Raw genomic sequence first — 11,834 nt, 5'->3', positions numbered from 1 at the left:
CTGGGATGGGCGAGAATGCTCGACATGATCGTGGTTGGCGGGGAAGCGCTCATCGACCTCGTGCCGCAGGCGGACGACGGGTCCTGGCGCGCGCTGCCGGGCGGCAGTCCCGCCAACACCGCGCTCGCCCTGGCGCGGCTGGGGCACAAGACGGCCTTCCTCTCCCGGCTGTCCGTGGACGCGTTCGGGCAGGCCGTCCGCGCGCGACTCGCCGAGTCTGGCGTGCGGCTCGACCACGTCGTCGAGGCGACCGAGCCGTCGACCCTCGCCGTGGTGACGATGGGCGACGACGGCGCGGCCACGTACGCCTTCTACCTCGCCGGCACGAGCGGCTTCTCCTGGCCGCCCGAGGGTCGGCCGGTGCTCCCCGACGGCTGCACCGCCGTCCACGTCGGCTCCCTCGCCGCGGTGCTCGAGCCCGCGGCGTCGGTGTACGACGCGCTGGTGCGTACCGCGGCGCCGCGCACGGTCAGGTCGTTCGACCCCAACGTCCGCCCCGCCCTCGACGTGGGCAGGGAGGCGTACCGCGAGAGGATGGAGCGGTGGGTCGCGACGAGCGACGTCGTGCGCGCGAGCGACGAGGACCTCGCCTGGCTGTACCCGGACGAGGCGCCGCTCGCGTCCGCGCGCCGCTGGGTCGGGCTCGGCCCCGCGGTGGTCGTCGTGACGCGCGGGGCCGACGGAGTGACCGGACTCGTCGGCGGTGACGAGGTCACGGTGCCGGCGGTACGGGTGGAGGTGGTCGACACGGTCGGCGCGGGCGACTCGTTCATGGCGGGGCTGCTCGGCGCCCTGGCCGAGCGCGACGCCCTCGACCGCAGCCGTCTCGCCGAGCTCTCCGCCGATGCGCTCGCGGCCTCCTTGCGGTACGCGTCGACCGTCGCCGCCGTGACGTGTGGACGTGCAGGTGCCGACCCGCCGTGGCGGCACGAGATCGACGCTGGTGTGGAGGAGCTCCGTGGGTGACACGCGTCCGGTCCTGGCCATCGACGTCGGGGGGACGAAGATGGCCGTGGCCGTCGTCGACCGGCGCGGACGTGTCATCGTCTCCGACCGCGAGCCCACGCCGCGCGGGCGCCGGGTCACCGGCGACACGATGTGGCGCACGCTCGAGGCGCTGGTCGACCGGGTGGTCGCCACGCACGGACCGCGGCGCGGGCTGGCCGGCGTCGGAGTCGGCTGCAGCGGCCCGATGACCTGGCCCACCGGCGAGGTGTCGCCGCTGAACATCACGGCGTGGCAGGCGTTCCCGTTGCGCAAGATGCTGGCCGAGAAGTTCCCGCGCGCGGTCGTGCGGCTGCACAACGACGCCGTGACGATGGCCATCGGCGAGCACTGGCGCGGCGCGGGTCAGGGGGTCGCCGACATGCTCGGCATCGTCGTCTCGACCGGCGTGGGCGGCGGTCTCGTGCTCGGCGGTCGGCTCGTCAACGGGTCGAGCGGCAACGCCGGCCACGTCGGTCACATCGTCGTCGACCCGGAAGGACCCGACTGCGTCTGCGGCGGCAAGGGCTGCCTGGAGGCGGTCGCCGCCGGTCCCGCGCTCGTCCGGTGGGCGCAGGAGCGCGACTGGCGGGAGGGCCAGCGGCGCAGCCCCACCGCGCGCGACCTGTCCGTCGACGCGGCTCGCGGTCACGAGGTGGCGGCCGCCGCTCTGCGCCGCGGCGGCGTGGCACTCGGCCGTGCCGTCGCGTCCGCCACGGCACTCTGCGACATCGACGTCGTGGCCGTCGGCGGCGGCCTCTCCCAGGCGGGCCCGCTGCTCTTCGACCCGGCCGAGGACGCCTTTCGCGCCCACGCCGGCATGGAGTTCACCCAGAAGGTACGCATGGTCCCCGCCGCGCTCGGGCAGCAGGCGGGCCTGGTCGGCGCCGCCGGCCTCGTCCTCGAGGGCGACACCTACTGGAACGGCGACTGACCCATTACTCGCGCGGGGTGACGAGGCGGGTCAGGCCCTCCTGGGCGACGGTCGCGACCAGGGTGCCGTCGCGGCGGAACAGGCGGCCGATCGCGAGGCCGCGCGCGCCGCTCGCCGACGGGGACACCTGGTCGTAGAGCAGCCACTCGTCGGCGCGGAACGGCCGGTGGAACCACAACGCATGGTCGAGCGACGCCGTCTGCAGGCCCTTCGCCCCGAGCACCAGACCGTGCGGCACGAGTGCGACGGCGAGCAGGGTCAGGTCGCTCGCGTACGTGAGGACGCAGGCGTGCAGCCGGACGTCGTCGGGGAGCGGGGCGGACGCGCGCAGCCAGACGCGCGCCAGCGCGGGATGGTCCGGGTCGTGCAGCGCGCCGCCCGGTCGGGAGTCGCCCGCGTACCTGACGTCGAGCGCGGCCCACTCGTGCTCGAACTGCGCCGCCGACCGGCCGGTCGCCGCCGCCAGCACCTCGCCGAGCGGCGGTGCCTCCTCCGGCGGAGTCACGTCGGGCATGACGTCCTGGTGGTCGGGTCCGGGCTCGGCCACCTGGAACGACGCGGTCAGGTAGAAGATGACCCGGCCGTGCTGGCGCGCCACCACCCGGCGGCTGCTGAACGACCCGCCGTCGCGGATGTGCTCGACGTCGTAGACGATCGGCACCGTCGGATCGCCGGGCCGCAGGAAGTAGCTGTGCAGCGAGTGCACGTGCCGCTCCTCGGGCACCGTCTTCGTGCAGGCGGCGAGTGCCTGCCCCGCCACCTGGCCGCCGAAGACCCGTTGCAGCTCAGTACGCGGCTGACGCCCGCGGTACAGGCCCTGCTCGATCTCCTCGAGCTCGAGCAGAGCCACGAGCTCCTCGACCGACTGCGGCATGTGATCGCTCCCCACGGTGCAGGTGGACGGCACTAGGCTAATCGCCGATGAGACGGCTACTACGCAGGTGCGCCGCGGCGGGTGTCGCCGCCGTCGCGGTGCTGACCTTCGCGCCGCAGGCGACCGCGCGGGACGTCGGCGAGCGCATCACGTCGTACGACGTCAGCATGCGGGTCGGCGACGACGGGTCGATGACCGTCGAGGAGACCGTCGACTACGACTTCGGCACGTCCACCGACAAGCACGGCTTCTACCGCGACCTCGTCACGCGGATGGACTACGACAGGTACAACTACCGGCACTACCCGGTCGACGACATCAAGGTGTCGAGCCCCACCGGCGCTCCCGACGACCTCTCGATCGACGAGGGCGACACCTCCACGCGGATCAGGATCGGCGACGCCGGCGACACCACCTCCGGCCAGCAGAGGTACACGATCTCCTACCGGGTCGAGGGCGTGCTGAACGGCTTCTCCGACCACGTCGAGCTGTACTGGAACGTCCTCGGTACCGGCTTCGACGCGCCGATCGACAGCGCCACCGCCACGGTCGAGACGCCGGGCGACGACGTGACCAGGGTCGAGTGCTACGCCGGCGAGCAGGGGTCGAAGAGCTCGTGCGCCACCAAGACCAGGAGCGCGGACACGGCGTCGTTCAGCGCTGACTCGCTCGACGCCGACGAGGCGTTCACCGTCGTGGTGGGCATGCCGAAGGGCAGCGCGACTGCGACGCCCATCCTGACGGAGCGTCCGTCGTGGCGCACCGACTTCGGCCCCGGGATCGCCAACGTCGCGGGGGTCGTCCTGGCCGCGGCTGCTGCCGTCCTGCTGTGGCTCCTGCTGCGCCGCAAGCGGCGTGAGCACGCCGCCGACGCCTCGAGTGCCGCGCCCGCTTCGGGTTCGGGAGTGCTGCGGCAGCAGCCGGACGGTTCGGTCACGTTCGCGCCGCCGGGCGGGCTGCGTCCCGGCCAGGTCGGCACGCTCGACGACGACAAGGCCGACACCATCGACGTCACGGCGACGATCGTCGACCTCGCCGTCCGCGGCTACCTCGTGATCGACGAGCTGCCCGACGGCGACTGGGGCCTGCGCATGCTGAGGGCGCCGGGTCCGGAGTTCCTGCCCTACGAACGCCGGTTCTTCGACGCGCTCTTCCTCGGCAAGCCCGACCGTGTGCGCATGTCGGATCTCAAGAACAAGTTCGCCAGCACCCTCGGTTCGATCAAGGACCTGATGTACTCCGACATGGCACAGCGCGGCTGGTTCACGAGCCGCAAGCCCCGCACGGTCAAGACGCTGTGGTGGGTGCTCGGCGGCGTCGTCGGCGGCATCGGCCTGATCGTCCTGATGAGCATCGCTCAGGGGGGCCACACGCCCTTCGGCACGGGCGCGGTCGCCCTTGTGCTGCTCGGCGGCGGGATCGTCTACGGTGCGCGCCTCATCCCCGCGAAGACCGTCGCGGGCGCGCAGGCCCACGCGCAGGTGCAGGCGTTCCGTGACGAGATGGCCGCACTCGACTTCTCTCGTCTGCCAGAGGGGAGCCGCGACGAGATCATGTCGCGCTACCTGCCGTACGCCATGGCGTTCGGGCAGACCAACCAGTGGACCGCAGCGTTCGCGCAGCTGGAGTCCGAGCAGTACGACGGTCGTCGCGGCGGCAGCATGTACTGGTTCGGCATGTACAACGGCTGGGACGCGCACCGCTTCGGCCAGACGATGACCTCGTTCTCCACGTCGACCAGCGGTGTCATGGCCTCGACGCCTGGCGGGTCGGGCTCGAGCGGCTTCAGCGGCGGTGGGGGTGGGTCCTCCGGCGGCGGGGGCGGCGGAGGTGGCGGCGGCTCCTGGTGACGTCGTCGGCGGATCAGCGCGGCCGGCGGACGACGCGCGCGACCTCGGTGCCCGCGGCCTTGTCGTGCAGGGTCTGCCGGCGGTTGCGGTCCCACAGCATCCAGCCGGAGTCGACCGCCTGGAACATCAGGCCGACGATGCCGAAGAGGCTCGGCAGCCCGAGGACGAGCCAGCGGAGGATCGCCGCGCGCCACCCGAGCCTGGGCGTCAGCCGGCTCGACGCGACCGTGATGCCCACGGCCGCCTTGCCGAGCGTCTGCCCGCGGCGCGCGGTCGACGGCACCTCGTACAGGAACCAGATCACGAGCACGACGAACCCGGACAGCGTGACCCACGGCAGCATCGCCTGCTGGACGGCGAGCAGCTGCGCCTCGGTGGCAGGCCCCTGCACGTAGTCCTGGATGACCCGGCGGAGCCGCGGGTCGCGCTGCATGATGACGAGCCACATCGGGATCTGGACGATCACGAGCGCGAAGCCGACGACCGCGACGTCGAGCAACCGGGCGAGCAGCCGTTGCCCGGGTCGTGCGAGTCCCTCAGGACCCGCCGGCGGGGGTCCGTAGCCGCCAGGTGAACCGAGCACCGGCGAGGACGGCAGACCGGCCGCGGACTCGCGCGTGCCGTAGAGCGGCGGTGGCGGTCCGGTGGGCTCCGCCTGCCGGGCGGGCTCGGCTTCCGGGGTCTCCCTCTCCTGCATGGGTCCATCCTGCCGTACGCGCCCCATCGGGCGGAGCGTGCCGGCGCCACCCCGTGATCGGCGCCGGCACGCACCCGGTCAGAGGTTGCCGCGGCGCTCCTGCTCGCGCTCGATCGCCTCGAACAGGGCCTTGAAGTTGCCCTTGCCGAAGCCCATCGAACCGTGGCGCTCGATCAGCTCGAAGAACACCGTGGGTCGGTCCTGCGCCGGCGAGGTGAAGATCTGCAGGAGGTAGCCGTCCTCGTCGCGGTCGGCGAGGATGCCGAGCTCGCGCAGGACATCGAGCGGCACGCGGGTCTCGCCGACCCAGTTGCCGAGGTCGTCGTAGTACGTGTCGGGCGTGCGCAGGAAGTCCACGCCCGCGGCGCGCATCTCGCGGACGGAGCGCACGATGTCGTTGGTGGCGATGGCGATGTGCTGGCAGCCGGCGCCGCCGTAGAACTCGAGGTACTCGTCGATCTGACTCTTCTTCTTGCCGACGGCGGGCTCGTTGAGCGGGAACTTCACCCGCCGGTTGCCGTTCGCGACCACCTTGCTCATCAGCGCGGAGTACTCGGTCGCGATGTCGTCGCCGACGAACTCCAACATGTTAGTGAAGCCCATGACCCGGTGGTAGAACTCGACCCACTCGTCCATCCGGCCGAGCTCGACGTTGCCGACGCAGTGGTCGACGGCCTGGAAGTACCGCTTCTCCGGCGGGGCGACGATCGGCTCGCGCGCGACGTAGCCGGGCAGGTACGCGCCGGAGTAGTTCGACCGGTCGACGAGGGTGTGCCGGGTCTCGCCGTACGTCGCGATCGCGGCGGTCACGACCTTGCCATGGTCGTCCTCGCGCACCTCGGGCCGCTCGAGTCCGCGGGCACCCGCCTCGACCGCGTGGGCGTACGCGCGCTCGACGTCGGGTACCTGGAGCGCGAGGTCGACGACGCCGTCACCGTGGCGCCGATGGTGCGCGCCGAGCGGCGTGCCCGAGTGCGTCGGGGCGGTGAGGACGAACCGCGCCTTGCCGGACTCGAGCACGTAGGACGCGTAGTCGCGGTTACCCGTCTCCGGGCCGCTGTAGGCGACACAACGCATGCCGAACGCGGTCGAGTAGTAGTGCGCCGCCTGCTTGGCGTTGCCGACGGCGAAGCCGATCGCGTCCATCCCCTTGATCGGGAACGGGTCGTCCGGCGCGTCGCTCCCGGTGGCCCCGATGAGGGTGTCGACGTCGCCTGCGTGTTCCATTGCGGCCTCCCTGATGCGCGGTTGATCCGCAGCATGCGCCAGGAGGTCGAAGTGTTCAACACCGCCACGATAGGCTGGTCAATGTGTATAGCGAGAACCCGCGGTCAAGGGACGATCTGTCCAGGGTGCTCAGGAGGAGCAACAGGTGACCATCGACGCTCTCGACGCGCGCCTGCTCGCGCTCCTCGACGACGAGCCGAGGCTCGGCGTCCTCGAGTGCTCGCGACGGCTCGGCGTGGCGCGGGGCACCGTCCAGGCCCGGCTCGACCGGCTGGTGCGCGACGGCGTCGTGAGCGGCTTCGGGCCGCGGGTGGAGCCCGCCGCGATCGGCTACCAGGTGACGGCGTTCGCCACCCTGGAGATCCGCCAGGGCAGCGGCCACCAGGTCGCCGACCACCTGGCGTGGATCCCCGAGGTGCTCGAGGTGCACACGATCACCGGGCCGGGCGACCTGCTCTGCCGGATCGTCGCGCGCAACAACGCCGACCTCCAGCAGGTCATCGACCAGGTGCTGGGATTCGACGGCATCGTACGGATGTCGACCGTGATCGCCATGTCGACGCCGGTGCCCTACCGCACCCTGCCCCTGGTGGCGGCGACCGTCGCGGACGATCGCCGCTGACCGGGGGACCTAGGCCTAGTCGGGTGTCTGCACCACCCAACGACGTCAATGGCGCCCGGGATACGCCCTGTGGACGAGCGACGATAGGCATCCGCGAGGGCGTCTACCTTGTGGTTACGCAGTGCCCCGGCCTCGGGGCGCACGACCGGGGCACCGCGCTAGCTCGACGGGTCCGAGGGGTCCAATCCTTGTCCCGCCGAGCAAGCTCAGATCGAGTTCCAGACCCGCACCTGGTACTTCTCCGCGAGGCACATCGGGCAGGGGAGCCGGTTGTCGTGCGGCTCACACCGCTCGTCCTCGTCCCGCTCCTCGGGTATCGCCCTGTCCTCGCTCACCGCTGCCGCCCCCTTGATCGTTCACCACCAGGTCAGATCCCGCTTCATGCCCGTTAGCCTGCGGGCGGCGCCGACCCTGGCGCGAGGGGTTACCGTTGCCTAAGACGAGCGGGATACGCGGGCAACACGGGAGACCATGGCGACGTTCGGCGCGCAGCTGCGTGAGCTCCGCACAGCGCGGGGCCTGTCGCTGAGCGCGCTCGCCGACCAGCTGCACTACTCCAAGGGGTACCTGTCGAACCTCGAGCGCGGGAACAAACGACCGAACGAGGACCTCGCCCGGCTTTGTGACGACGCGCTCGGCGCCCGCGGGGACCTGATCGCGGCCGCGCACCTCGACGCGATGGCCTCGCGGGACGCGACGCCGTGGCAGACCGCCGAGCTGATCTCCCGCATCCAGGCGTCTGACACCACGCCCGGCACGCTCGACATGCTGGCCGCCACCGTCAACGAGCTGTGCTGCGAGTACCCGTACCGCGACGCCGCCGACCTCCGCTCCGAGGCGCACGGATGGCTGAACCACGTCGGCCGGCTGCTCAAGAAGCCCGTCGGGCTCCGCGAGCACACCGAGCTGCTCGTCAACGCCGGGTGGCTCGCGCTGCTCATCGGGTGCCTGGAGTACGACATGGGCATGCGCGCCGCCGCCGAGTCGACCCGCGCCGCGGCGAAGCAGATCGGCGACGAGGCCGGGCACGCCGAGATCACCGGCTGGTCCTGGGAGATGGCCGCCTGGTTCGCGCTCACCCAGGGCCGCTACCGCGACGTCCTTGCCGCGTCAGACGCTGGCCGGGTCACCGACCGCGGACACTCCGTGCACGTTCAGCTCATCGCCCAAGAGGCGAAGGCCCGCGCCCGCCTGGGCGACGTCGAAGGCCTGACCGCAGACCTCGAGCTCGGCCGGGAGATTCTCGCAAGCCTCCCGCGCCCGCAGCGCACCGACCACCACTTCGTCGTCGACCCCGACAAGTGGGCGTTCTACGCGATGGACGCGTACCGCCTGTCCGGCGACGAACCGCACGCCCGCGAGTACGCCGGCATCGTCCTCGACACCTGTATCACCCCCGACGGGATCGAGCGCGCCCCGATGCGCGTCGCCGAAGCCCGGCTCACCCTCGCCACCATCGCGAGCCGCGACGGGGACCTCGACGCTGCCGTCGACATGGGGTTGAAGGGCATCAACGGCCACCGCCGACGGTCCCTACCGAGCCTGCTGCTCGTCGCCGGCGAACTCGACTCCGAGCTGCAGAAGCGGTACCCGCACGAGGGACCCACCAACGAGTACCGTGAGGCCCTGCGCGCCCTGCACCGCCCCGACTGAGCACCACGATGCCGAGCGGCCCGCCACCGCTCGGCGTCACACCGGCTCGACCTGGCCGCCGGTGACGGCGACGTTGTCGAACTGCCCGTCGACCTTGACGTCGACGGCGTACTCGTCGGGTGCGTGCGCGTCGTCGACGACCGTGCCCACAGTGCCGGCGGGGACGACGGTGCCTTCGATGCCGGTCGTCTCGACCAGGAGGCGGACGCGGCTGCCTTCCTTGACCTTCATCGTTCCCCCTTCTCGGTGTGCACTTCCAGCCAGTGCGTGATCATCCGCGGCTCGTCCGAGTCGTGGTCGTACTGCCAGACTGACACCAGCGTCCCGGTCCGCCCGTTCGGGCCGACCACCGTCGTGCGGGTACTGTGCCGCGGCCCGTGTCGCGTCTCAACGACGCCTGAGACGGCCGCGTCCGGGAGTTGCGCCCGCAGCTGCCGCTGCACATCGTCAGCGGCCACCTGCCGGCCCTGGCCGAGGTCATACCCGAGCTCCTCCCACGCGATCCACTTGCCGTCGTTGTTCGCGTTCGCGGGGTCCATCGAGTACGCCGTGAACTTCCGCCCGTCGACGCTCGCCCTCTGAGCGTTACGCAACCGAGGTTGCTCTGCACTCCCGGCAGCGGAGGCGACGGGCGCAGACGACCCAGCCGTCGCTGGTGTCGCCCTGCCTGCGCCCTTCGCCTGCTCGCACGCGGCAACATACTCGTCCAACGCGACCCTGGCGGCCGCCACCTGTTCGCGGATCGAGGCGAGCCGCAGCCGTGCTTCCTGGTCTAGGCGCTGCGTCACCCGCTCGTTGCCCAGCGCCGCAAACCGGGTGGCGAGGTCGGCGGTGTCGAAGTCGAGCTCGGCCACGGCACGCTCAACGGCCTCGAGTTGATCGCGGACGGCGAGCGCACTGGCCTGCAGATCCCCCAGCGCCGTCACCTCGGGCATCGTGCCGCAACAAGCCGTGCGGCGCAACGACGTGGTCGCCGCCGGGCACTGGAGGCGCGGCCGACTAGGCCGCGTACGGGGTGGCGGAGACGATCTTGACCGCCATCTCGCCGCCGCCCGGCAGGGTGTACTTCGCCTTGTCGCCGACCTTCTTGCCGTGGATCGCGGAACCGAGTGGCGACCTCTCCGAGTACGCCTCGATGCCGTCGGCCGCGACCTCGCGTGAGCCGAGCAGGAACGACATCTCGTCGCCGTCAGGGAAGGCCACCGTGACCTGCATACCGGGCTCGACGACGCCGTCGTCGGCGGGCGCCTGGCCGACCTGGGCGTTGCGCAGGAGGTCCTGCAGCTGGCGGATCCGTCCCTCCGCCTTGCCCTGCTCCTCCTTGGCGGCGTGGTAGCCACCGTTCTCCCGCAGGTCGCCCTCGTCGCGCGCGGCTTCGATCTTCTTCGCCAGCTCGACACGACCGGGCCCGGTCATGTGATCGAGCTCCTCCTTGAGGCGGTCGTAGGCCTCTTGGGTGAGCCAGTTGACGCTGCTCTCGATCACGACAGGCCTCCTTGGGTACGGGGGAATCAATGCGGGTAAAGAGGGAAAGAACGAGCGACCCGCGCGGCTCAGCGCCAGCGCGTCGAAGTGCGACCGTCCACCAGGCAGCCGACTGCCACCAACCGGCGGCGCTGTGCGCAACCGGTGGCGAACGGTCGAAGGCTGCTCACGGTCTGCGGGTCTCCGATCGAGGTGGTCTCGTGTTCAGCGACAATTGTGACCTGTAAGTATGCCGTACGTCCAAGCGAAACTGGAGGACTACGTTCCGTGCCCCGACCTGTCGCCGGTCAGAACGGCCGGCCCCGTCCCTCGGCCGGTCTGCGGCTGCTGGCCGTCCACGCCCACCCCGACGACGAGTCGAGCAAGGGCGCCGCGACCCTCGCCAGGTACGTCGCGGAGGGCGCCGAGGTCGTCGTCGCCACCTGTACGGGCGGGGAGCGAGGCGACATCCTCAACCCGGCGCTACAGGGCGATCCCGCGGTCCAGGCCGACCTGCCGCGGATCCGGAACGACGAGATGAAGCGCGCCATCGACGAGCTCGGCGTCGGGCACGAGTGGCTCGGCTTCGTCGACTCCGGCCTGCCCGAGGGCGACCCGCTGCCGCCGTTGCCCGACGGCTGCTTCGCGCTGCAGCCCCTCGAGGCGGCGACGGAGCCGCTGGTCCGCCTCGTCCGGCGGCTGCGTCCGCACGTGATCACCACGTACGACGAGAACGGCGGCTACCCGCACCCCGACCACATCATGTGCCACCGCGTGTCGGTCGAGGCGTTCGAGGCGGCCGGCGACCCCGCGCGCTACCCGGGCTCCGGCGAGCCGTGGCAGCCGCTGAAGCTCTACTACAACGTGTCCTTCCACCTGGCGCGGTTCGAGGCCCTGCACCGCGAGATGGAGCGCCGCGGGCTGGAGTCGCCGTACGGCGAGCGGCTGGCCGAGTGGGTCGACGACGACCGGCCGAAGCTCCCCGTCACGACCAGGGTCGACTGCGCCGACTACCTCGACGTACGCGACCGGGCGCTGCTCGCGCACGCGACCCAGATCGACCCGAACGGGCACTGGTTCGCGGTGCCGCTCGACGTGCAGCGGGTAGCCTGGCCCACGGAGGACTACTTCCTCGCACGTACGCGGATAGACGTGCAGCCACCGGAGGACGACCTGTTCGGTGGCGTACGTGACAGCCGGGAGGCACCAACGTGGACCTGATCACCGCGGTCGGGGCAGTCGCCGTGTCGAGGTACGTCGCGTCCCCCGGACTCCTGGGCTTCGCGGTGTTCGCGCTGCTCGGCCTCGCCCTGTTCTTCCTCATCAGGTCGATGAACAAGCACCTGCGCCGCGTCGACGTCGACGGCACGCGCGACGACCGGCGTTAGGTACTTCGACCTGAAAAACCCTGTGGGGTCGTGACGGCGACCTCGGCAGACGGTTGGGCGGCTATCGGTGACCGGTCAGGTGGGCATGATTCATCCCGGTGGGGCTCTTCACGCTGCCAGCGCTCCGACCTTGACCAGGTT

The 11,834-nt window shown here is 71.3% G+C and carries 12 protein-coding genes; 6 read left to right on the top strand and 6 right to left on the bottom strand.

Features of this window, described 5'->3' with window-relative positions; all coding sequences use genetic code 11:
• Positions 1 to 24: 24 nt before the first annotated feature.
• Both GEV10_18065 and GEV10_18060 read left to right on the top strand, forming a co-directional pair.
• Positions 25 to 966, top strand: a complete 942-nt coding sequence (locus GEV10_18065) for a carbohydrate kinase (GenBank protein MQA80359.1) — start codon at positions 25 to 27, stop codon at positions 964 to 966.
• Between the two features lie 40 nt (positions 967 to 1,006).
• A complete protein-coding gene (locus GEV10_18060; GenBank protein ID MQA80358.1) occupies positions 1,007 to 1,918 on the top strand; it encodes an ROK family protein in 912 nt (303 codons plus the stop codon).
• 4 nt (positions 1,919 to 1,922) lie between these two features.
• On the opposite strand, the gene GEV10_18055 is transcribed toward GEV10_18060, so the two are convergent.
• Positions 1,923 to 2,792 carry an acyl-CoA thioesterase II gene (locus tag GEV10_18055; GenBank protein MQA80357.1) on the bottom strand — a complete coding sequence of 290 codons (870 nt, stop codon included), beginning with the start codon at positions 2,790 to 2,792 and terminating at the stop codon, positions 1,923 to 1,925.
• Between the two features lie 47 nt (positions 2,793 to 2,839).
• Here GEV10_18055 and GEV10_18050 point away from each other — a divergent pair, with 47 nt between their 5' ends.
• Complete coding sequence (locus tag GEV10_18050; protein MQA80356.1) at positions 2,840 to 4,642, top strand: DUF2207 domain-containing protein; 1,803 nt, start codon at positions 2,840 to 2,842, stop codon at positions 4,640 to 4,642.
• Between the two features lie 13 nt (positions 4,643 to 4,655).
• Here GEV10_18050 and GEV10_18045 read toward each other — a convergent pair whose 3' ends face one another.
• Complete coding sequence (locus tag GEV10_18045; protein ID MQA80355.1) at positions 4,656 to 5,366, bottom strand: hypothetical protein; 711 nt, start codon at positions 5,364 to 5,366, stop codon at positions 4,656 to 4,658.
• A 51-nt stretch (positions 5,367 to 5,417) separates the two neighbouring features.
• Positions 5,418 to 6,566 carry a 4-hydroxyphenylpyruvate dioxygenase gene (gene hppD / locus GEV10_18040; protein MQA80354.1) on the bottom strand — a complete coding sequence of 383 codons (1,149 nt, stop codon included), beginning with the start codon at positions 6,564 to 6,566 and terminating at the stop codon, positions 5,418 to 5,420.
• A 145-nt stretch (positions 6,567 to 6,711) separates the two neighbouring features.
• Here hppD and GEV10_18035 point away from each other — a divergent pair, with 145 nt between their 5' ends.
• Both GEV10_18035 and GEV10_18030 read left to right on the top strand, forming a co-directional pair.
• A complete protein-coding gene (locus GEV10_18035) occupies positions 6,712 to 7,188 on the top strand; it encodes a winged helix-turn-helix transcriptional regulator (GenBank protein MQA80353.1) in 477 nt (158 codons plus the stop codon).
• A 471-nt stretch (positions 7,189 to 7,659) separates the two neighbouring features.
• Positions 7,660 to 8,841, top strand: a complete 1,182-nt coding sequence (locus GEV10_18030) for a helix-turn-helix domain-containing protein (GenBank protein MQA80352.1) — start codon at positions 7,660 to 7,662, stop codon at positions 8,839 to 8,841.
• Positions 8,842 to 8,877: 36 nt separating this feature from the next.
• On the opposite strand, the gene GEV10_18025 is transcribed toward GEV10_18030, so the two are convergent.
• From GEV10_18025 to greA, 3 genes are all read right to left on the bottom strand, one after another.
• A complete protein-coding gene (locus GEV10_18025; GenBank protein ID MQA80351.1) occupies positions 8,878 to 9,072 on the bottom strand; it encodes a hypothetical protein in 195 nt (64 codons plus the stop codon).
• On the bottom strand, positions 9,069 to 9,767 hold the full coding sequence (locus tag GEV10_18020) for a hypothetical protein (GenBank protein ID MQA80350.1): 699 nt from the start codon (positions 9,765 to 9,767) through the stop codon (positions 9,069 to 9,071). Before GEV10_18020 ends, GEV10_18025 begins: the two co-directional genes overlap by 4 nt.
• A 73-nt stretch (positions 9,768 to 9,840) precedes the next feature.
• The gene (gene greA, locus GEV10_18015) at positions 9,841 to 10,326 is read right to left on the bottom strand and encodes a transcription elongation factor GreA (protein MQA80349.1); all 486 of its coding nucleotides are present in this window, start codon (positions 10,324 to 10,326) and stop codon (positions 9,841 to 9,843) included.
• 327 nt (positions 10,327 to 10,653) lie between these two features.
• On the opposite strand from greA, the gene mca reads away from it, so the two are divergent.
• A complete protein-coding gene (gene mca, locus GEV10_18010) occupies positions 10,654 to 11,526 on the top strand; it encodes a mycothiol conjugate amidase Mca (GenBank protein MQA80348.1) in 873 nt (290 codons plus the stop codon).
• Positions 11,527 to 11,834: the final 308 nt, after the last annotated feature.

It is taken from the genome of Streptosporangiales bacterium (assembly GCA_009379955.1).
Taxonomy (GTDB): domain Bacteria; phylum Actinomycetota; class Actinomycetes; order Streptosporangiales; family WHST01; genus WHST01.
This window is presented reverse-complemented; position numbering and strand designations above follow the sequence as displayed.